The organism is Alteromonas sp. PRIM-21 (assembly GCF_027563165.1).
Lineage (GTDB): Bacteria > Pseudomonadota > Gammaproteobacteria > Enterobacterales > Alteromonadaceae > Alteromonas > Alteromonas macleodii_A.
On record NZ_JADOEK010000004.1, the window covers coordinates 91,698 to 113,829 of the forward strand.

General features: G+C 45.3%; 19 protein-coding genes. 15 read left to right on the forward strand and 4 right to left on the reverse strand.

Annotated features, from left to right (window positions below):
* Window positions 1-32 precede the first annotated feature (32 nt).
* The 3 genes from IW644_RS08220 (at window position 33) to IW644_RS08230 (ending at window position 3,878) form a co-directional block, all read left to right on the forward strand.
* Window positions 33-2,507, forward strand: a complete 2,475-nt coding sequence (locus IW644_RS08220) for a TonB-dependent receptor (RefSeq protein WP_269917203.1) — start codon at window positions 33-35, stop codon at window positions 2,505-2,507.
* Window positions 2,508-2,696: 189 nt separating this feature from the next.
* Window positions 2,697-3,320 (forward strand): gamma-glutamylcyclotransferase, encoded by a 624-nt coding sequence (locus IW644_RS08225; protein WP_269917204.1) that lies wholly within the window; start codon window positions 2,697-2,699, stop codon window positions 3,318-3,320.
* A 39-nt stretch (window positions 3,321-3,359) separates the two neighbouring features.
* Complete coding sequence (locus IW644_RS08230; protein ID WP_269917205.1) at window positions 3,360-3,878, forward strand: GNAT family N-acetyltransferase; 519 nt, start codon at window positions 3,360-3,362, stop codon at window positions 3,876-3,878.
* Between the two features lie 55 nt (window positions 3,879-3,933).
* On the opposite strand, the gene IW644_RS08235 is transcribed toward IW644_RS08230, so the two are convergent.
* Both IW644_RS08235 and IW644_RS08240 read right to left on the reverse strand, forming a co-directional pair.
* A complete protein-coding gene (locus tag IW644_RS08235; protein WP_269917206.1) occupies window positions 3,934-4,542 on the reverse strand; it encodes a peptidylprolyl isomerase in 609 nt (202 codons plus the stop codon).
* 74 nt (window positions 4,543-4,616) lie between these two features.
* Window positions 4,617-5,849 carry a methyltransferase gene (locus tag IW644_RS08240; protein ID WP_269917207.1) on the reverse strand — a complete coding sequence of 411 codons (1,233 nt, stop codon included), beginning with the start codon at window positions 5,847-5,849 and terminating at the stop codon, window positions 4,617-4,619.
* Between the two features lie 306 nt (window positions 5,850-6,155).
* Between IW644_RS08240 and IW644_RS08245 the strand changes: the two genes are divergently transcribed.
* The 6 genes from IW644_RS08245 (at window position 6,156) to IW644_RS08270 (ending at window position 9,560) form a co-directional block, all read left to right on the forward strand.
* Window positions 6,156-6,809: an alpha-ketoglutarate-dependent dioxygenase AlkB family protein gene (locus tag IW644_RS08245; protein WP_269917208.1), complete on the forward strand. Its 654-nt coding sequence runs from the start codon at window positions 6,156-6,158 to the stop codon at window positions 6,807-6,809.
* A gap of 5 nt (window positions 6,810-6,814) precedes the next feature.
* Entirely contained in the window at window positions 6,815-7,135 is a 321-nt protein-coding gene (locus IW644_RS08250; RefSeq protein ID WP_269917209.1) for a BolA family protein, read from the forward strand.
* Between the two features lie 32 nt (window positions 7,136-7,167).
* The gene (locus tag IW644_RS08255) at window positions 7,168-7,860 is read left to right on the forward strand and encodes a phosphatase PAP2 family protein (RefSeq protein ID WP_269917210.1); all 693 of its coding nucleotides are present in this window, start codon (window positions 7,168-7,170) and stop codon (window positions 7,858-7,860) included.
* A 2-nt stretch (window positions 7,861-7,862) separates the two neighbouring features.
* On the forward strand, window positions 7,863-8,504 hold the full coding sequence (locus IW644_RS08260) for a nucleotidyltransferase family protein (protein WP_269917211.1): 642 nt from the start codon (window positions 7,863-7,865) through the stop codon (window positions 8,502-8,504).
* A 377-nt stretch (window positions 8,505-8,881) separates the two neighbouring features.
* Complete coding sequence (locus IW644_RS08265; protein ID WP_269917212.1) at window positions 8,882-9,364, forward strand: hypothetical protein; 483 nt, start codon at window positions 8,882-8,884, stop codon at window positions 9,362-9,364.
* Window positions 9,357-9,560 carry a helix-turn-helix transcriptional regulator gene (locus tag IW644_RS08270; RefSeq protein WP_025256580.1) on the forward strand — a complete coding sequence of 68 codons (204 nt, stop codon included), beginning with the start codon at window positions 9,357-9,359 and terminating at the stop codon, window positions 9,558-9,560. Before IW644_RS08265 ends, IW644_RS08270 begins: the two co-directional genes overlap by 8 nt.
* A gap of 94 nt (window positions 9,561-9,654) precedes the next feature.
* Here the strand turns inward: IW644_RS08270 and IW644_RS08275 are convergent, their stop codons facing one another.
* Both IW644_RS08275 and IW644_RS08280 read right to left on the reverse strand, forming a co-directional pair.
* Window positions 9,655-10,995, reverse strand: coding sequence for a nitrate regulatory protein (locus tag IW644_RS08275; RefSeq protein ID WP_269917213.1), 1,341 nt, complete (start codon window positions 10,993-10,995; stop codon window positions 9,655-9,657).
* A 307-nt stretch (window positions 10,996-11,302) separates the two neighbouring features.
* Window positions 11,303-11,590, reverse strand: a complete 288-nt coding sequence (locus IW644_RS08280) for a hypothetical protein (RefSeq protein ID WP_014948232.1) — start codon at window positions 11,588-11,590, stop codon at window positions 11,303-11,305.
* A 471-nt stretch (window positions 11,591-12,061) separates the two neighbouring features.
* Between IW644_RS08280 and IW644_RS08285 the strand changes: the two genes are divergently transcribed.
* The 6 genes from IW644_RS08285 (at window position 12,062) to IW644_RS08310 (ending at window position 21,919) form a co-directional block, all read left to right on the forward strand.
* Window positions 12,062-13,627, forward strand: a complete 1,566-nt coding sequence (locus IW644_RS08285; protein WP_269917214.1) for a SulP family inorganic anion transporter — start codon at window positions 12,062-12,064, stop codon at window positions 13,625-13,627.
* 328 nt (window positions 13,628-13,955) lie between these two features.
* Complete coding sequence (nirB, locus tag IW644_RS08290; RefSeq protein WP_269917215.1) at window positions 13,956-16,505, forward strand: nitrite reductase large subunit NirB; 2,550 nt, start codon at window positions 13,956-13,958, stop codon at window positions 16,503-16,505.
* A 57-nt stretch (window positions 16,506-16,562) separates the two neighbouring features.
* Complete coding sequence (gene nirD, locus IW644_RS08295; protein WP_269917216.1) at window positions 16,563-16,931, forward strand: nitrite reductase small subunit NirD; 369 nt, start codon at window positions 16,563-16,565, stop codon at window positions 16,929-16,931.
* A gap of 88 nt (window positions 16,932-17,019) precedes the next feature.
* Window positions 17,020-19,959 carry a nitrate reductase gene (locus IW644_RS08300; RefSeq protein ID WP_442864432.1) on the forward strand — a complete coding sequence of 980 codons (2,940 nt, stop codon included), beginning with the start codon at window positions 17,020-17,022 and terminating at the stop codon, window positions 19,957-19,959.
* A gap of 12 nt (window positions 19,960-19,971) precedes the next feature.
* Window positions 19,972-20,949 (forward strand): uroporphyrinogen-III C-methyltransferase, encoded by a 978-nt coding sequence (cobA, locus tag IW644_RS08305; RefSeq protein WP_269917218.1) that lies wholly within the window; start codon window positions 19,972-19,974, stop codon window positions 20,947-20,949.
* The gene (locus IW644_RS08310; protein ID WP_269917219.1) at window positions 20,933-21,919 is read left to right on the forward strand and encodes a glycosyl transferase family protein; all 987 of its coding nucleotides are present in this window, start codon (window positions 20,933-20,935) and stop codon (window positions 21,917-21,919) included. Before cobA ends, IW644_RS08310 begins: the two co-directional genes overlap by 17 nt.
* Window positions 21,920-22,132 lie beyond the last annotated feature (213 nt).

Here is a 22,132-nt window from a genome sequence, read left to right on the forward strand (position 1 = left end):
GATAATGTTATAACATCCTTGAAGGAAACCTCATGAAAATGCGTTCGCTGCTAAGTTTGTCCATAGCAGGGCTTTTAAGTGCGCCTGTGTATGCCACTACAGTAACGGGAAAAGTAACCGATACTGCTGGCCAACCAGTTGCTGGTGCAGAAGTTAAAATTGAAGGTAGCCGTCGCGTTGCTTACACCGATGAAAATGGCGTTTACCGCTTCGATGACGTAAAACAGCCTCATATACATTTACATGTTTACTCTTCAAATTATATCCACGGTGATAACGACTTAGGTGACGTAAACGCAGATCAAAACGTCGACTTTGTTTTACAGCCCGCATCTGTTGAAAATATTGTTGTAACTGCTAATGCGCTTCAATCATCGGTACTTGAATCGGTTACACCTGTAACTGTCATCGGGGCTGATAAACTACGTAAAATTGAAGCGCCAACTCTAGGCGAGACCCTTAAAAACGCGCCGGGTGTACACAGCACGTATTTCGGTCCAGTATCAAGTAGCCCAGTTATTCGCGGCAACGATGGTCCTCGCGTAAAGATAGTTCAAAACGGCTTAGATGTTTCTGACGTATCGCGTGTTGGGCCAGACCATAACGTAGCGACTACGCTTTCAAGCGCAACCCAGGTAGAAGTACTTCGCGGCCCAGCAACACTTCAATACGGCAGCGGTGCTATCGGTGGTGTGGTTAACGTAGTAGATAAACGCATTCCCCAGTACCAAATAGACGGCGTAGAAGGCGAAGCAGAAACTAGCTACAGCACGGTTAACAATGGTTCGTACACTCGCGCTGATGTGACTGGCGGTAGTGGCAATATTGTGTGGCATGTAGACGGTTTCTATCGCGACACAGATAATGCTGACATCCCAGGCTTCGCGTCTGTCGAACCTGATGAAGATGAACCATACGGTGAATTAGAAAGCAGCGCCATGGAGACCCGCAACGTGGTTGCAGGCCTATCTTATGTAGCAGAAGAAGGTTACTTCGGTTTCGCGGTTGAGCAGTTAGACAACGAGTATGGCGTACCGGGCCACAGTCATGAGCACGAAGAAGAACATGACGAAGACGAGCATGATGAGCTAGATGGTGACCACGACGAAGACGATCACGACCATGAAGAAGAAGGCGTGCTACTTGATGTAGATATGACTCGCTATCAAGCAGCCGGTGAATGGCATTCTCCTTTCGAGGGACTAACTAATCTTAAGTTTGCCGCGGCTTATACCGATTATGAGCACGCAGAAATTGAAGACGGCGAGCCGGGTACTGTATTCACCAACGAATCAAGCGATATTCGCCTGTCTGCTTACCATGAAGAAGTAAACGGATGGCACGGCGTATTCGGGTTACAGTTTAACCATAGCGATTATAATGCTGTCGGCGAAGAAGCTTTCACGCCAGCCAATACCACGTCAAGCTATGCACTTTATGTAGTTGAGCAGAAAAAAGTAGGTGACGTTACCTTTGAGTTGGGTGGCCGACTTGAACGCACAACCTTGGATGCTGAAGCAAGCGAAGTAGAGCTTGACGTTTTACATGAAGAAGAGGAGCACGAAGGCGAAGAGCACGATGAAGAGCATGAGGGTGAAGAGCATGAAGAGCACGCTGTTGCTTTCAACTTCCCTGATTATGACTTCACCAGCCTGTCGCTTTCAGCGGGCGCTAACTGGGAATACCAGGAAGGCCACTCAGTTGCTGTGACCTTATCACGCAGCGAACGCGCGCCTAGCCAGCAAGAACTTTTCTCTGCAGGTCAGCACTTAGCAACTCAAAGCTACGAAGTGGGTCTGGTATTCGATATGGACGAAGAAGGCCATATTGAAGAAGACTTAAGAAGTGTTAACGAAGAAGTTAGCACCAACTTAGATATTACTTTCCGTAAATTTACCGGAAGTTGGGGCTACAGCGCGTCGTTCTTTTACAATCAGGCGGATGACTATATATTCCAAACGAGCACGGGTTTAATTGCACTTAGTGAACATGAAGAACACGACGAGCATGAGGAAGAAGAGCTAGAAGGCGAACACGAAGAGCACAGCGATGAAGAAGGCTTGCCTATCTACTACTTCCAACAAGCTGATGCTGACATCTGGGGCTTTGAAGCAGAAACTTACGTAGACTTAACAGATACGCTACGCTTAACTGTATTTGGTGACTATATTCGCGCAGAAGTAGAAGATGACAACCTTCCGCGTACGCCACCTATGCGCTTTGGCAGTGAATTAAGCTATGTGAACGATGGTTTAAGTGCTGACGTAGGCTTTACATGGTACGACGATCAAGATCACGTCGCCTCGTTTGAAACCTCAACCGATGGTTACACACTAGTAAATGCTAGCGTTCAATACGAATTTGGTTCGCAAGGTATCGACTGGGTGGTGTTTGCCCGAGGTGAAAACCTGACTGATGAAGAAGCTCGTGTTCATACGTCTTTCTTAAAAGACCAAGCACCGCTTCCAGGTAGAAACTTTACTATGGGTGTGCGAGCCTTGTTTTAATTAACAGTTTTACTGTAGTAAGCAAAGGCGGTGTAACGTGTTACACCGCCTTTATCATTTATGAAGTGTGAAAAAGTATTTATGCAGCGAGAAAAAATGCGTAACGCAATTTTTTCTTAGGGCTATATAAAGTAAAGATAAACAGCCCTAAAATAGTGACGATGATGCAGCTATGAAGTAGAGGTGCAAATGAATGAGATAGCGAATTGGCTAAGTGCGCAAACCGAAAAGCACATGGTTTTAGGTTACGGAAGCTTACTCAGCAAAGATAGTCGAGAGCGCTACTCGAACATTTTCACAAAAGGGATCCCTGTAACCGTATCAGGGTTCGAACGAGCTTGGGTGACGCGCAGTATCCATGAAGAGCAAACCTATGTAGGCGCCTTAGCCAACGCTCATAGCCAGCTGAACGCTCAGCTTATCCCCACGCAAATTAACCCCGCATTACAGGAACGCGAGAAAGACTATCGATTTGTACAAGTAAGTCCTAAAGCGCTTAGTTTTCGACTTCACCAGTGTGAAGCAACAGACGCGTTAAATGAGCGATTGGCTCAGTTCACTTTCTGGATTTGTGAAACACTCGCTTGCGAGCCAGCAACCGAAGCTTTTCCTGTTAGCCAAACCTATGTTGATACTTGTATGGCCGGTTGCTTAGAACACGGCGGCATTGAAGAAGCGGAGCGATTTGTAATGCACACGTCGCTATGGGAACACCCAAGAATAAACGATAGAGCACAACCCAAATACCCACGTGCCGCAAAAGTAAATAATGAAACTATTGAGCATATAGACAGAATTCTAGCGAAGCGCTAGTTTTAGCAGTAACAAACGCCCTTAGGCAGAGAGTTTAGTGTGAATACTGAAGCATCAATTTTAACCTCCGACAGAATTACTTTAAGACCGCTTACGTTTGATGATCAACACTGGGTATTAGCATTACAGCAAGACGAGCTGTGGCTTAAATACATTGGAAGTAAGAATGTAAATACACTCGATGACGCCTGCGACTACATTGGGAAAACCAATGCTCAACGAGAAGAGTGGGGTTACGGTTTACTTGCTGTTGAGTTAAATGACACTAAACAACCGTTAGGAGTTTGTGGGTTATTTAATCGCTTTGCCTTTGAATGCCCAGACTTGGGTTTCGCCATGTTGCCTGAAGCAAGAGGAAGCGGCTTATGCCACGAGGCATGCAAGAAGGTTATAGCTTGGGCTACTGCTGAAGGGTATGGCTTTTTAACCGCTATGACGCACCCAGACAATAAGGCATCGCAAAAGCTATTGCAGCGACTAGGGTTTAAAAAGCAGGGCCTCTACTTCGATAAAACCTTTTCAAAACAGCATTTGTTTAGACTGGATATTCAGCCATAGATGAGGTCGCTCTATGGCTGATGTCTAACGCTTTGCGGCCAAAGCCGCTACAACCTTATAGCGGTGGTAAAACGGTCACCTTTTTAATAATAATTGGCTCAATCGGGACGTTATTCGCGTTAAGGCGAAGGGAGTATTCAGTTTCTACTTCTGACATCGCATCAACAACATCTTCGCCTTCCACAATAACGCCAAACACCGCATAGCCCCAGTCTCTGCCTGGGTTTAAGCTGCTGTTATCGTTCACGTTAAAGAAAAACTGTCGGTTTGCGGTATGCGGGTCATTTTGTCTTGCCATTGCAATGGTGTGTAGGTCGTTGGTTAAACCGTTACCTGACTCATTAAAAATATCGGGGAAGTTTGATTTGCCATTGAAGTCAGCAGTATAGCCTCCACCTTGCACAACAAAGCCGGGCACGATGCGATGGAATATCGTGTCTTCATAGGCACGCTTGTCCACATAACGAAGAAAGTTATTTACCGTAATTGGCGCGCGTCTTCTGTCTAGTTCAACCACGATATCGCCCATGGTCGTTTCAATTTTTACTCGTGGGTAATAATTATCGGGCTGAACATGAGACCCATCATCTTTCTTGGCCATTACCGACGAACTGCTGCCAATCAGCATAACAGCGGTCATAAGTGATAAAAGTATTTTCTTCATAAAAATGCCTTTAAAAATATTCCTTAATTTGAGCGCTTCTTTGCGCAGCTTTCTTTATGCACTTTTCTTTGCGCTTAGCGTTTTGCAGTGCCTAAGATAACGAACTTTTTATCACTCGCAAGTACCTTGGCGCCACCAAACAGCTTTTTAAGTTTAATGTGGTAGTCGAGGTGTCGGTTGCCAACCACCACCAAGTGACCACTTTTAATAAGCAATTCACGAGAGTCAGTAAACATTTGCCATGCAATATGGTCGGTGATCGCGTTTTGCTGATGAAACGGAGGGTTACACAAAATCTTGGTAACAGCAGGTTTATTTTCCCGATTTAAGAGTGTTTCTAAGCAGTTACTTGCCACAAACTCGCACTGGCCGATTTTATCCGGAAAGTTGTTTAGCACGTTGAGTCGGGCACTTTCTAACGCCATGTAAGACTCATCCACGAATATTACTTTGGCATCAGGGGCAAGAGACAGCGCGTTTACACCCAATACACCATTACCACAGCCCAAATCTACCACAACGTCATTGGCGCTTACCGTCATGTGTTCAAGCATAATACGCGCGCCAATATCCAGCGACTGCCGAGCAAATGTGTTGGCAAGGTTATCGAGAGTAAGCTCTGCGCCCATGGTGCTTTTACACTGCCAGCGCGTAGGATAGGGAGAGTTAGCGAGTTTCAGAGACTCGCGAGGCGTTGCAAAAATAAGCCGAGATTTCTTTTTAGCAAGAGAGGTGGTGGTAGGGCCAATATATCGCTCAAACAAGTTAAGTACCGACTTCGTAATGGCCTTCACTTTACCCGTTGCGACGATGCGAGTATCAGGCGTAACATATTTCTGTAAATCGATAAGCTGTTGTTCTAGCAAAGCGAGGGCGCGAGGGACTTTTATGACGATAAGGCTAGGTGCAGTTTCTGGTTTAAACGTTAAGCTTTGTACACTGGTTAACGTTTGAAGCGGTGCGGTCGCTAGCTCACTTGTACTGTCATCTACTGACGCATTTAGTAACTGATTGGCTTTTAAGTTCTCAGACAGTGAACGCAATGAAATATAGGAATCGGACACCCAGTAAGGCGCTAAATGGGAAAACCAGCAGCCTAACGCACCGAAGTCATCATTGAAGATCATCATTGACCCATCATTCCCATCGCTGCCAACTGAGAGTGATGTTTCACTTAATAAAGTTTCGATGTGCTCAATAACAAGCTCATCTGCGCTATCCCATGCTTGAAGGCTTACGTGCTGGTGCTTTTCAGGGTAGCGAATCAGCGAGAACTGGCGGTCGGCAAATATAAATTCTGTATTCATTGGGGTCTGTTTTTAGAGAAGGCTCAAAGCATTATCTACTAGGGAATGCTCATTCAGTTTACGTGCTAATGTCTATCTTATCATATCAACCACTTGGCTCTAGCGAATAACCCGTTATTCTTCGGTATTGGGTGCACCTTGTATGAAGCACGACATTTAATGATGACAGAGCAATCCGCACTGGAAAAGCATGCGTACTCATTAAAAATAAGGTGTAATTACACAAGCTCTAAAGGGGGCATTGGCACCGTCAACCGCTATGTAGATAGCGAGTATTAAATATCAAAGGAATTATAGTTCTTACACATGCAATTTTCCCTGTTCGACACGGCTGAAGACAAGCGCACGTCTTATAAGCTCCCGTTAGTTGAAGGTGATGTCACTTATTTTCCTAACGCGCTATCGCAGGCTACTGCAGATACCTTTTTTGCAAAACTGCAAGCAGAGTTACCCTGGCGTCAGGATACGATTAGGCTGTTTGGCAAGCCGGTAAAAATTCCTCGGCTTCAAAGCTGGCACGGCGATCCCGAATGTACTTACACCTATTCAAATTTAACCATGTCACCGAACCCTTGGACGGAAAGCCTTGCAAACATTAAAGCGCGCTGTGAGCAACTGTGTGAAAAATTGTGCGCGTCACAGTACAAAGCAAGGTTCAACAGCGTGCTAGCCAACTGGTACCGAGATGGTCAAGACAGCATGAGCTTTCATTCCGATGATGAACCCGAGTTAGGCATCAACCCCGTGATTGCATCAGTTACATTAGGCGAGGCAAGACCTTTCGTTTTTAAGCATAAAGAAACAAAGGAAAAGCATACGCAGGTACTTGAACACGGCAGCGTATTGATTATGGCAGGCGCGACACAAAGCCATTATGTGCACGGTATTGCAAAGACTGCTAAGCCTATCGGTGGTAGAATTAATCTTACATTTCGACATCTTATTCAAAGAGCTAGGTAAGCCAAATGCAAGTAAAAGCGTTTCTAGAAACTAAGATCGAGTCTGCACTTAGTCCACATTATCTTGAGGTTGTAGATGAAAGCTTCATGCACAATGTGCCAGACGGTGCGCAGAGTCACTTTAAAGTTACCGTTGTGAGCGACGCCTTTGAAGGTAAGCGTTTAATAGCAAGGCACAGAGAAATAAACGGGCTTGCGGCAGAAGCGCTGCAGGGGCCTGTTCACGCTTTGGCGCTTCACACATATACACCGGCCGAGTGGGAAGCGCGAGGTGGAGAGTCGCTAGCATCACCTAACTGTCTAGGCGGCAGCAAGCACGATAAATAGCTCCCTCAATCGTACTAAATGGAAGTAGAAACATGACAAGCAGTGAAAAGACAAAAAATGGCGCCATCGCCGATTATCTAAGCATAATAAAAACACCCGCTATTCAGGTTTTACTACTTGGGACAGGCTTTTTGTTAATGATGCTGTTTGTCTACATGGGCGTTTTAACTTCATTTGATAATGCAGTGTTTAATACAATTAGCGAGCTAGGCAATGTGTCGGGGTGGAAGCGTGATGTGCTTAGAGATACCACAGCGCTAGGTAGCAATACGGTACTAATTTTTGTTGTGGCAGCCGTTGCTGGTGCTTTAGGTATGGCGGGAGAGAAGAAAAAGGCCGTTACCTTTATTATTGCTGTTGCGGCGGGAATTGCGATGACGTTTCTTCTTAAAGCGGGTATCGACAGACCGCGCCCATCGCTGAACATGCAACATGTTGATGTGTATACCCAAAGTTTTCCTTCGGCTCACGCCACGCTATCAACCTTGGTTTACTTTTATGTAGCTCATTTGCTCACACATTTAACGCAAAGTACGAAGGTACGAGTATGGATATACCTTGCGACTACTCTGCTGGTATTTTGTATTGGCCTTAGCCGTGTCTTACTGGGCGTGCACTGGCCTAGTGATATTATCGCAGGCTGGTTTGCTGGCGGAAGCATGGCGGCATTTTGTTTTTACGTGATTAAGTGGAAGCGAAAGCTGCGTATTAAAGACAAAGGTTAAGCGTGCAAGATCTCAAACGGCTTGGTGATGTTATCAAGCGGGATCCTTTCAGAATGGATTGCCTTCATGCCTTGCGGTCGCTTGATTTACCGCAGGGCTACATAGGTGCAGGGTTTGTGCGAAATGCAATATGGGATGAGTTGCATGAAAGGGTTAAACCAACGCCGCTTAACGATATTGATGTGATTTACTTTAGCGATGAAATCACAGTATCTCACAATGTTGCAATAGCCCAGACTTCAACAGAACCAGCATTTCAACAACAAGAACACTCACTAATAACTGCAGCCGCTAAATCAGAAATAAAAACCCAAGAAAAAGCCATTGAACGCCAGTTATCCCAAATAATGCCCCAAGCTAATTGGCAGGTGAAAAACCAAGCGCGTATGCACTTAGCTCACGGGCACTCTCCCTATAAAAGCAGTCACGCAGCCATTTCACATTGGATAGAACGTGAAACTTGTGTTGCGGTTCGCTTATTAACGAATGATGATTTAGACGTACTTGCACCATTTGGCTTGGAAGCCAACTTCGCCGGCACCATAAGTATTAACCCCCAATACCCAAGACCCGATATTTTTAGTAAGCGAGTTGCATCTAAGAATTGGCTTGATGTGTGGCCTTTGCTTAAGGTTCAAAGATAGCCAGAAAGTAGTGCGTATTTAAGCGTATTAAGCCTTACCATTTAAGAATTTACCGTGTTGGAGTAAAGCAATAGCTGACCTTTCTCTGCATAACAAAGCGTTGTTCTTTTTTGAACTCATACCATCAGTAAAGCATTAATAAATAGACATTTTATCCCAGTATTTCCTTTGTATCTTTCATCGAAAAATTACCAACGAACGCAGTTATAGCAAACGCGCAACACTTAAGTTGCATAAAAAACTTGCAACAATGTAACCTTAAGGTATCATTGATACCTATGGGTTACATATGGGCTGTTTAGGTATCATACGTGACATTAAAACGCAGTGAGCTGTAAACGGCATTAATGCGCCGTTAAATATTAAAGGATTTAAAAATGGCAACATCAATTTTGGTACCACCAGAGACTGAGCAAGAGTATTTAACACTAACTGGCAAAATCAGCCTCGCCTTAGCCTTCTTTGTTTTAGTCAGAGCCGCATTATCAATGACTAACGATACGGACTCAGCTATCTACTTTTCATTAGGGTTAGCGTCTTTAGTAAGTGTTATTTACTGTGTAGTGTTAGGGGTTAAATCAATGAAGTTCGCCAAAAATATATCTCGTTTGGGCTTTTGGACACTTACATTTGACGATGAATACGTTGACTATGTCAGCTCATTTAGCTTGCGCGTTACCTGTCATGTACTGATTTTTGGCACAATCATGCTCGCTATTTGCGGTGATAGCAGGTGGTTTGTAGAATTAATTGCTCCCTATCAGATTACCAATGCACTTCAAGTATTACTCGGTGTAGCCGCAGCCGCCCATGGAACATCTATTTTATGGAAACTGCGAGAGGAAGACCTAGATGAATGAAGATTTAGATAACCACATTCACAAGCTCAGATTGCAACATAAAATCTCTCAGCAAGAATTAGCCGATGCGATTGGTGTTTCCAGAAAAACCATAAGTACCGTGGAAACAGGACGCTTCACACCATCGGTTGTTATAGCGCTAAGAATTGCTGCCCATTTTGCTATTCCAGTAGAGCAAGTGTTCGAACTTAAATAAGGTGGTAGCTTAATATAAAACTAAAATGTAGTGGCTGCTGCCAATAATTGACAGCAGCGCTACTGAAGACCGCAGAATCAGTATTAGTTTCTACTTACCTTACGGCAGAATTTTTCGTAGTAATATCAACTATCTTAGTGGCAATAGCCGCTATGGTCGTATTTTCGCTCATAGCTTGTTTTTGCAGTCGGCGATAAGCGTTGTTTTCGCTTAGTCCAAATTGCTCCATTACTACCAGCTTTGCTCGGCTTATAAGCTTCTGATCTTGAATTGCACGTTTAGCTTCTTCAAGCTCTCGCCCCATGTCTTCTATATGCTGGGCTTGTGAACGCAGTAAGTCGTAAAAAGAGCGGTGGGCCGATAAGGTTTTAGTCTGCTCATCGAGTGATAGCGTTTTAATCTCGTCGTCTTTTGTATCTTCTGCTAAACCGGGCATGCTGGGGTCAAACAGTAAGGTGAGCGGAGAGCCATCATTGGCGTGCTCATCGTTAAAGCGCGTAAGTAACTGTTGATGATTGGCCATTTCATTTTTTGCATTGGCTACTTTACTGTTAGCTTGCTGTGTTAAGGCTTCGGTCAGTGCTACCTCGATACCTTGCATTGCATCTATGCGACGAGTCGCTACATCGAACCAAACTTCTGATATTTCACCGGCAATCGGGCTGCCGTCTCCAAGCTGCGCGATCATATTTCTAAGCTGTGTAATATCTATTGCGGCAGGGCTTTTATTTAAAGCTTCGAATGCCTCTTTATGCGGCTTACAGCTAAACTCACAGAATATATTAAAGTGATGTTCTTGGGCGTGCTGAAGCGCAGTAAGCTTTTCACATAAACGCGCGTCGAAATGGGTTTCTGCGAAACCAATTGCTCCCCACGCTCGCTCTTGCCCAGCATACTCTTTGGCCTGCATGAAGTTGAACAAAGCAACAAGTAAACGGGTAATGGTTGGGTCGCTTGCTATATCAGCTGCTTCAAAAATGACAGTAAGCAAACTTGCCACTAAGCGGCTGTAAGCTCGTGTTGATTCTAGTGGCGTTAGCTGCTGCTTACTGACTTGTTCTCTTAAGCGTGGCAAATAGTCTGTCGCCTGCATGGCTAAAGTAATACTGCTTAATAAGCGCGGGTTACCAGAGGTGATCTCATCAGTTAAGTAAAGAGACTTCAAATGGCTTTTTAGCATTGACTCTGCTTGTTCACTAGCACTGACATACTGCATTCGCTCAACTTGGTAGCGCTCGGCTTTAGACGCAAGAAATATATTGCTGGCTCCGCGCTCTTTTTGCAGTTCATGTATAAGCTCACGAACCGCAATAACAATACGACAGTTACTAGAAAGCTGTTCTAACACCGTGATTTCTGCATGTTTTGCGGCCAGCAAAAAACGTTTGGTCGCATCGCTACAAAGCGCAATGCTTTGTTCAGGTTCGTGCAGCATAAGAGGTCCTGCTAAATGTTGGTTTACGCAATTCGCTTTTTTATTGATAGTTTTTTGCGAAGTATTGCTTCAAAGCACACTAAATTAAGCAACACTTATGCCCTGTTTATAAAAATGTAGTTAGGCAAGGCTTAGACGGGTTTGTAATGTGCTGAATACGCAACAGGCGTGACTTTTATAGGTGTTAAGCAAAATTAATTGCTATTTGATGAGTCAAAAAATGACGGGCACTTTAGGAGAGAGCGCAAGCGGTATTGCACTTTAGTGGTGCAATCCGCCTGTAGATACTTAGATTTAATTTCAAAAGCTAGTTTCTTACTACGCGAAGAAACCAACCGACAAAGAGAGAAATCAAGAAGCCGAAGAAGGCAATCATCGTTGTAATGGTGAGCATCTGTCCTGAGAAGTCTGCATTTTCCCCGGTATGTTCACTTACCAGCATTCCTGAAGCCTTGAAAATAAACAGCGCAGCGACAGAAAATAGTAAGATAACGGCGGTAGACATAATGGTGGCTTTCCAATAAGCCTTTGGCGACATCCAATGAATAGCGCCTGCAACTAACACGCACAAAATGGTAAGAATATAAGGTACCACGTAAACTCCTCGTTAAATAAGACCTATGCCTTACATCATTGCCACATCATTAAGTGCAACTTAACGCGAAGTAGCGGGCCAATAATACGAGCTAAAGTTACGAGCTAATACTACGAGTTAAAGCTACGAGCTAATGCTACGAGCTAAGCGCACCGATGGGCTAGGTTATTAAAATACTGCAATACGATGCCACGTAAGAGGCCTTTTGTCAGCAAAGACCCTAAAAATTTAGCGCACCTGAAACTAAACGAGAAGCGGTGTTAACAAGAAACTAAATGGCTTTTGCTTTTGTTGTCTTGCCGCTGGGCCCTCTGAACTGTGTTTATACGTCAGTAACAATCTATTAAAAGATTTTAAGCTACAATGGTGATAGAATCGCCGAAAAATCATCCTGCCTACTTGGTGTACTGCTATCACGCGGTTTACGCCACGGTGGGTTGTTGTGTTTAACATCTTAGCTTCTGAGAGAACATGTTCGATTTAATTACCAGTAAAGACAGCAACGTTAAGAACGACGTGCTATCAGGCATTACAGTGGCACTTGCCCTGGTCCCTGAAGCCGTCGCATTTGCATTTGTAGCCGGCGTAGAACCAATGATTGGTCTATACGCGGCCTTTATGATGGGGTTGATTACCTCTGCTATTGGCGGTCGCCCTGGAATGATTTCTGGTGCTACCGGCGCCATGGCCGTTGTAATGGTGGCACTGGTTGCCCAACACGGCGTGCAGTATTTATTTGCCGCGGTTATTTTGGCAGGTTTACTGCAAATAATGTGCGGTATATTCAAGCTCGGTAAGTTTATTCGTTTAGTGCCATATCCGGTAATGCTTGGCTTTGTAAACGGTCTTGCAATCGTTATTTTCTTAGCTCAGCTAGGCCAGTTTAAAGTTACTAACGCTGCTGGAGAATTGCAGTGGATGGAAGGTACGCTGCTTTACTGGATGCTAGGGCTCGTGGCGTTAACCATGGCCATTATCTATTTACTGCCTAAGCTAACCAAAGCTGTTCCTGCATCGCTAGTAGCGATTGTTACGGTAACAGCATTAGTACACGGCCTCGACTTAGAAGCACGTACGGTAATCGACTTTGTTCGTGACTTGCTACCGGCTGACCAGCGCGACACTGCAACGCTTGCTGGCGAGCTTCCTAGCTTCGCTATCCCTATGGTGCCGTTCACCTGGGAAACGTTCATGATAGTACTACCAACCTCAGTGATTCTTTGCTTGGTGGGTCTTATTGAATCGCTTCTTACGCTTTCATTAATTGATGAAATGACCGATACCCGTGGTCGCGGTAATAAAGAGTGTGTTGGCCAGGGCGTTGCAAATACTGTTAACGGTTTCTTTGGCGGTATGGGCGGTTGCGCCATGATTGGTCAAAGTATGATTAATATTAACTCTGGTGGCCGTGGCCGTTTGTCTGGTATCACCGCGGCGGTTGTATTATTAGGCTTCATTCTATTTGCAGCTCCGCTAATTGAAATGATTCCTCTCGCTGCCCTTGTTGGCGTTATGTTCGTGGTGGTTATTGCAACATTTGAGTGGGCGTCATTCAGAATTATTCGCGGCGTAAACAAAGAAGATGCCTTTGTACTATTTCTAGTGACAGGCGTTACCGTTATTGCTGACCTTGCTATTGCGGTGGTTGTCGGTGTTATCGTTTCTGCCCTTGTGTTTGCATGGAAACACGCCCGTCATATAGAAGCGAAGTCGCACATTGATAACGACGGCTGGAAAGTCTACGAGCTAGACGGTCCGCTTTTCTTTGGCTCGGTATCGCATTTCAAAGACTTGTTTGATATCGCTAACGACCCGCAAGATGTAGTTATCGATTTTAAAGACTCTCGTATCTGGGATTCATCAGGCATCGATGCACTAGATACCCTTGCAGATAAATATGAAGAGCAAGGTAAGAAGCTACACATTCGTCATATCAGCGATGAGTGTCGTTCGTTGCTTCGCAAGGCCGACAAGTTTGTTGAAATTAACGTAGTCGAAGATCCTCGCTACCGCGTAGCAACGGATAAACTGGCCTAGTTTATTTGATAGCGCTTAATGCACCAAGTAAACACAGATTTGCGTTTGTTTGGTGCAGTTGTGAAGTCTGAATAATGCCTATTTTGTAGTAAATCAAATAAAAACAATAGATTACGATTTTGGCACTGAACTTGGATAGCTATAAGCGTAAAGTGTGTTTTGGTGATTTGTGTCAATCGCTGAAAATTGTGTGATTTATAACACTCCGTAAAATGTGTTAGCTAGAGCATGCTGATCTTAAGTGTCAGTACTAGCAAAATAGGCAACGAAGCCCGCATCAACGAAAGTTGAAGCGGGCTTTTTTTTGTCCCGAAAAAAGGGGAATATCATGACTTCATTGGACTCAAAAACGCAAATTGTCGTCGTAGGCAACGGCATGGTGGGGCATCATTTTGTAGAGCAGCTTCACCAAAGCGATGCCAATGTAGAAATAACCGTTTTATGCGGCGAGTCTCGCCTCGCATACGATCGCGTTTATCTGTCATCATTTTTTAGTGGCGCTAGTGCTGATGACCTAGCGCTTACCACACCCGCTCAATACGCTGAATGGGGCGTAAACGTAGTCACCAATGCCTTAGTGACCGATATTGACCGTGATAATAATAAAGTCACGACTTCAGAAGGGCAGGTGTTTAGCTACGATAAGCTGGTTCTTGCCACTGGTTCTTATCCATTCGTGCCCCCCATTCCCGGGAACGACCAAGAGCATTGCTTAGTGTACCGCACCATAGACGATCTACTCGCTATTGAAGCGTCAGCAGCGGTGAGCAAAGTAGGCGTTGTCGTTGGTGGCGGTCTTCTAGGTTTAGAAGCAGCGAATGCCTTAAAGCAAGCTGGGCTAGATACTCACGTGGTTGAATTCGCACCACAGCTTATGGCGGTGCAGCTAGACCAAACCGGTGGTGCCGTACTTAAAGACAAAATTGAAGATTTAGGCGTAACCGTTCATACCCAAAAAGCAACCCAAACTATCGAAGCTGGCGATACCTGCCGCTATAAAATGGTGTTTGCAGACGGCACTGCGTTAGAAACTGACATGATTTTATTCTCTGCCGGTATTCGACCTTCCGATCAGCTCGGCAGAAAATCAGCGCTAACACTTGGTGAGCGCGGCGGTATTGTCATTGATAATCACTGCCTGACCTCTGACCCTAATATTTACGCAGTGGGCGAATGTGCGCTTTGGGATAACAAAATCTTTGGCTTGGTTGCACCTGGTTATACCATGGCGCGCACGGCAGTAAGTCATATAACAGGTGGCGATGCCGAGTTCGCTGGTGCAGACATGAGTACCAAACTCAAACTAATGGGCGTAGAAGTGGGTTCTATTGGCGATGCGCATGAACGTACGGAAGGTGCTCTAAGTTACACCTACTTAAATCAGCCTGAAGGCGTGTATAAAAAGCTGGTAGTAGATAGCGAGCAAAAGCTCGTGCTTGGTGCCGTACTCGTTGGCGATACCAGCGACTACGATACGCTATTACAATATGCGCTTAACAGCATCGAATTGCCTGAACACCCAGAGAGCCTAATTCTGCCATCATCCGATGCCGCACCAGCATTAGGTGCCGATGCACTGCCAGACACCGCGTCTATATGCTCGTGCCTAAATGTAACGAAAGGCGACATTGTATCAGCTATTGAAGGTGGCTGTTGCAGCGTTGGCGATGTAAAGGGTGAAACTAAAGCCAGTACTGGTTGTGGTGGATGTGCTGCGTTGCTTAAAAATGTAGTAGATAGCGAGCTTGAAAAGCGCGGTGTTGAAGTATCAAAAGCGATTTGTGAGCACTTCAATTACACCCGACAAGAGCTGTTTCACATTGTTAAGGTTAACGGCATTCGCACCTTCGACGAGCTACTTGAACAGCATGGTGAAGGTTTAGGTTGTGAAATTTGTAAGCCTGCTGTGGGGTCTATTCTGGCATCAGTCTATAACGACTACATCCTAAAAGCTTCACACCTACCCCTGCAAGACACCAACGACATCTATCTTGGCAACATGCAAAAAGACGGTACCTATTCTGTAGTGCCTCGCGTTCCTGGCGGAGAAATTACGCCCGAGAAGCTCATTTTGTTAGGAGAAGTGGCGAAAGAATACAACCTTTACACCAAAATCACTGGTGGGCAGCGCATCGATTTATTTGGCGCACGCGTAGAGCACTTACCTGATATATGGGAAAAGCTAGTAGCCGGTGGGTTTGAAACCGGTCACGCGTATGCGAAAGCGCTGCGTACAGTGAAATCGTGCGTGGGAAGTACATGGTGTCGCTACGGTGTGCAGGACTCAGTAGGCACGGCTATTGATTTAGAAAACCGATACAAAGGCCTACGTGCACCGCACAAAATCAAATTTGCCGTATCGGGTTGTACCCGTGAGTGTGCAGAGGCTCAAAGCAAAGACATTGGTGTTATCGCTACCGAGCAAGGTTGGAACCTTTATGTGTGTGGAAACGGCGGTATGAAACCACGACATGCAGACTTGTTCGCCACCGACCTAGATACGGAAACGCTAATTAAATACATCGACCGCGTGCTGATGTTTTATGTGAAAACGGCCGACCGCTTACAGCGAACATCGGTGTGGATGGACAACCTAGAAGGTGGGTTAGCTTATCTGCAAGATGTTGTGATTAACGATGCACTTGGCATTAATGAAGAGCTTGAAGCACAGATGGATGCTGTAGTGGACGCTTATCAATGTGAGTGGAAAACCACGATTGAAGATCCTGAATCTCGTAAGCGTTTCCGTCAATTTGTAAACAGTAGTGCCAGCGACACCAATATTCAGTTTGTTTCAGAGCGAGGGCAGGTTCGTCCAGCCACTGAAGCTGAAAAAGTAGCGGGGAAAGATCAGTTTATTCCCGTCTCTATGGTGTAGTCCATAGACTTAATGGTGTAGCCATTGGCTTATCAACCTTGTTAGGAGATACAAATTATGACAGCTGCGCAAAACGTAATAGCGTCGGAACAGGCAGTGCAATGGCACCTAGTTTGTGAGACGAAGGACCTAGTGACAAACAGTGGCGTTTGCGCCCTTGTTGACTCACAGCAAGTGGCCATTTTCTGCTTGAAAATAAAGGGCGAAACTCAGGTTTTTGCCATTAGTAACTACGACCCTATTGGTAAAGCAAATGTGCTTTATCGCGGGCTTTTGGGGTCGATAGGCGGCGCGCCAGTTGTCGCTTCGCCCTTGTACAAAGAGCATTACTTTTTAGAAACAGGATTGTGTAAAGAACACGATGATGTATCCGTAACGGCTTACCCTGTGAAGGTCGAGGGCGAGAAGGTCTTTGTAGGCATTTAAGCAAGCAGATCCTATTTGAATGCCCAAATAAATAGAGCCTTCTTGCAAAAACGCATTCAACTACTTCGATATCGAAAAAGGTAATGAAATGAATATGGCTACACGACAACCCGACATGATGTCTGAACAATTAAGACAAACAACATGCCCATACTGCGGCGTAGGGTGTGGTGTAGATATCAGTTGCAACGTAAGCAAGCGTGCCGTAACCCTGGACACTGTTAAAGGCACGCCAGAGCATCCCGCCAATTATGGAAGATTGTGTGTTAAAGGAACAAACCTGCTTGAAACAAACGACCTAAATGGGCGTTTGCTTCACCCAACCATAGCAGGTCAATCGGTGGATTGGGACACGGCCACCGATGTGATTGCGGATAAGATCACATCTACCATTGCGCAGTATGGCGCGGATGCCGTTGCTTTTTATGTATCAGGCCAGCTTCTTACTGAAGACTACTACATTGCCAATAAGCTTATGAAAGGTTATATCGGCAGTGCCAATATCGATACCAACTCTCGTCTTTGCATGTCATCAGCCGTAGCTGCTTATAAGCGCGCCTTCGGTGAAGATGTGGTGCCTTGCGATTACACCGACTTAGAGTGTACAGATTTATTGGTAATTACGGGAAGTAACACGGCGTGGGCCCATCCAGTGCTTTTTCAACGTATTCAGCGGGCAAAGCTGAAGAACCCAAATATGAAGGTCATTGTTGTTGACCCGCGCAAAACTGAAACCTGTACGATAGCCGATTTACATCTTCCTATAAAACCAGGTAGCGACGTGGCGCTGTTTAACGGCTTACTTAGCTATGCAGACGCACAAGGTAGAATAGATAGAACCACCGTCGAGAGCTATGCCGAGGGGCTTGATGAAGCGCTTGAAAGTCTAAATGGCTTAACGCTGGATGACGTGGCTAGCGTATGCGATATAGAAAAAAGCAACGTTAAGGCCTTTTTCGACGCATTCTGTGAAGCATCTAGTGCCATTACCTTTTATTCAATGGGCGTAAACCAGTCTTCCGCTGGCGTAGATAAAGCCCAAGCCATTATTAACTGCCACCTGGCTACAGATTTAATTGCCAAAGACGGTTGTGGCCCATTTTCCATCACAGGTCAGCCCAATGCTATGGGGGGACGTGAAGTTGGTGGTTTAGCTAACATGCTAGCTGCCCACATGGATTTAGAAAACCCTGAGCATATCGAAACAGTAAAAACCTACTGGGATGCACCGGTTATGCCCAAAGGTCAGGGGCTAAAAGCCGTAGACCTCTTTAACGCAATAGAAAGTGGTAAGGTGAAATTCGTTTGGATAATGGGGACTAATCCTGTTGTCAGTATGCCCAACCGAGGTCAAGTTGAGCGCGCACTTTCAAAGTGCGAGATGGTCGTAGTGTCTGATATTGTCGAATCGAATGATACGCTTAACTACGCCCACATTGCCCTTCCTGCCTCGGGATGGTCAGAAAAAGACGGCACAGTAACGAATTCAGAGCGCCGTATATCACGTCAGCGGGGCATATTGCCCCCGCCTGGAAGTGCAAAACACGATTGGCAAATTATGTGCGAGGTGGCGGCTAAAATGGGTTTTGGCGAGGCATTTAGCTTTACTCATCCGTCGCAAATATTCTGTGAATACGCTGGCTTAACTGGCTATCACAATAATGGCAAACGCCAGTTAGACTTATCACCTTTGCAAAGTCTAAATGAAGCGCAGTACAACGCTCTATCACCTATCCAGTGGCCTTTTCAAAACACAGTTTTGAATACGCCTTCATCCGGTACCAAGCTTAACGAAAACACTAAGCCCAACCTTATCAGTAAGCGTCCTTTTGAAGATAAGCAGTTTTCCACGCCTAGCGGTAAGGCTAAACTCATTCCCGTAACCTATAAAGCCCCATTGCAGGTTACGTCAGACGCTTACCCTTTTGTCGTTAACAGCGGTCGGGCTCGAGATCAATGGCATACCATGACGCGCACGGGGAAAGCTGCAAAGTTACTTGCCCATATGCCGAGCGCCTCTGTCTACATAAACCCTAAAGACGCCGCTGAGTTAGGTGTTGCAAATAATGACCTCGTTTCTCTGACAAGTGCGGTGTGTCAAGACGCCCCAGTTATCTATCCGGTAAAAACAGATGCGAACATGCGCAAAAAAGAAGTGTTTATACCCATACACTGGTCGGCGCAATGGGGTTCTCACAGTAAGCTAGGTGCACTTTACGCGAGCGCGGTAGATCCGATTTCAGGGCAGCCGGAATTAAAACATGCTGCAGTGGCTATTGCACCTGTACGTTACGCTACGTATGGAAAACTCTTTTTATCATCAAAACTACATTCGTCACATGACTCAAAAACCAGTATTGATAACCCCAGTATTGATAATCCTAGCATCGATAATCCCAGCATTGATAATCCCAGCATCGATAATCAAGAAGCGCTAAAGAAAGTATGTGATTACTGGAATAAAACACCGCTTGAGGCCAAAGGCGCTACATCAAAAGGAAGTAGTTCTGAAGAAGCACTATCAGTGTTAAACGTAGCTTCGAACAAAAGCCGGCGTGAATTTACTCAAAGCTTGATACCACAGTTACCGGAAAACGCGGTGCTATTACAGTTTCATCATCACACTTTTTCGGTATGCCTTGCGCTTGTCGATGACATACTGTGCTTCGCCGCATTTTTAGGTGATGAGCCAGAAAAAACAGGTTCCGCTCAAGCGGAGGCACACACACAAAGCACTTGGTCAGTACCAAATGCGTGGCTTGCCAGCCTATTAAATACGGCGATTTCCACTGAGTCACAACGCAATTTATTACGAGGCCAAGCGGATGAAGCATTTTTAAATGGCGATGTAGTTTGTAGCTGTTTTGAAGTGCGTGAAAAGACGATTACAGATGTCATCACCAAAGGCTGTTCATCGGTAAGCGAACTTGGTAAGCAGTTAAAATGCGGCACGAACTGTGGTTCTTGCAAGCCCGCCTTGTCTGAGCTTATAGACAAGCATTTAGTTATAGAAACCCAATCTGTTTAGGAGCGTTAAATTATGTCAATTGCATCTAGTTGGTCTTTACCGTTTTTGCGCACCTTATTCAAACAGCAGAAACCTCTGTTTAATCTTTTTTATCGCGATGCAACTTCGACTAAGACTTCGACCACTCGCAAGCGTAATGACAATTTCGAATCTTTAGCTAAGTATTCGTACCTAAACAAGTGGCTGAATACAACAAACCTTGGCGATGAGCGTCAGAAGCAGGGCCAAGTATTTATTGTAGGCGCAGGTCCTGGCGATGCAGAGCTACTTACCTTAAAAGCGCTTCGCCTTTTACAGCAAGCCGATGTGGTATTGTTTGACGCACTTGTAAGCGAAGATATTCTTTCGCTCATTCCATCTAGTGTAGCGAAAGAGTACGTAGGAAAGCGCTGTAAGAAGCATAGTTTTACCCAAGACGCTATTTGCAAGCGGGTGGTTGAACTTGCCAGTTTGGGTCATACCGTAGTGCGACTAAAAGGTGGTGACCCAGCCTTGTTTGCGAGAACCTGTGAAGAAACCGATGCGCTAACAAAAGCTAACATTCCTTTTGCTATTGTCCCTGGTATTACAGCCGCCTCGGGCGTGTCTGCCTATACGGGTATCCCTCTAACCGACAGGCGCTGTGCCCAATCGGTGAGTTTTATGACTGCACATTTTAAAGATGCAGAGCAATGGCCTGAAATGGCGCCAATGGCGCAGAATGTATTAAAGCAAACCATGGTGGTTTATATGGGGCTAAGCCGCCTTGAGGGGCTTTGCAAAGGTTTGATGCAGCACAAGGTACCATGTTCGTGGCCGGTAGCGGCAATTGAAAATGCTACATCACCTCAACAGCGCGTAATTACTGGCGAGCTTGCTAATATTTATGGCAAAGTAAAGGCTGCAAATTTAACTGGGCCCACGTTACTTATATTTGGAAAGGTGGTAGAGTCTCGACAACAGGTAAATACACTTCTACTACATTCATCCGAGCATGCAGCAACCATTTAGCGATTACATAAAAATTATTGGTAAGGGTCAAAAAGGGGGGCGCAGCCTTACCCGTGATGAAGCTTATCATGCCATGAAAATGGTATTGGCCAATGAAGTGACCGGCGATCAACGGGGCGCATTTCTTATGTTACTTCGCACCCGTGAAGAAACGCCAGAAGAAGTGATTGGTTTTGTCGATGCGTGCCGAGAACTGATTGAGCCAGAAGTTAAGACACTTACCCCAACGTTAGATATTGGGTGTTATGCAGGAAAACGTCGCCAGCTTCCTTGGTACTTACTGGCGGTAGCCGTACTGGCCAAAAACGGCTATTCCATTATGCTTCACGGTGCCCATGAGCCGGGTTCAGGGCGCCTTTATGCAAGCATAGCGCTACCCAAGTTAGGCCTTGTTGAGGTCACCAGTATCGCTGAGGCAAACCAGCAGCTTGCTGATAAAGGCGTAACCTATCTCGACCTATCATACTTACTGCCCGCGCTTGATACCATTATTAAGCTGCGCGACGTGTTTGGGCTGCGCTCTTGTGCTAACACCCTAGCCAGGCTATTGAACCCCACTCACGCAGAGTTTTGTGTGCAGGGGGTTTACCACATGCACCTTGACCATAAGCATTGTCGCGTTAATGAAAATTACCCGTCGATAAACGCCCTTTGTTTTCGCGGCGATGGTGGCGACCCCGAGGTTAACGGAGAACGAGAAACCGAACTCTTCATTACCCGTAATGGTAAAACTGACGAAGTAATAATGCCGGTGGTTGCTGACAAGTGGGCGCTTAAAGATAGAGATATGAACGTAGACGACATGCTTGATGTGTGGACAGGTAAAGCGAATAGCCTTTACGGTGAACAGGCCATTTTAAGTACGCTTAGCAGCTACTTAGTACTTCTTCATAATTGTGATGTGGCGGATGCCTTATCTCAAGCTAAGGAGCTTTGGTCAAAAAGACAAAAAACGGCATTGCCATTCTAGCTTTTCGTGGGCGAAACAGCCCTTATTTTTAACAAATTGCAGCTTAATATTTCTTGCTCGCAGCGTTTCTAGTAAGCGCTGTGAAAACACTAATTAATTTTGCCACTTGTATCTTATTTTTGATATTTCACTATAAACTTCAATTCCTCTGCTATCTTTAATCAAAACCGAAAAAATTAGCTTATCGTTTCAGACACTAACCGTAATTGTGAG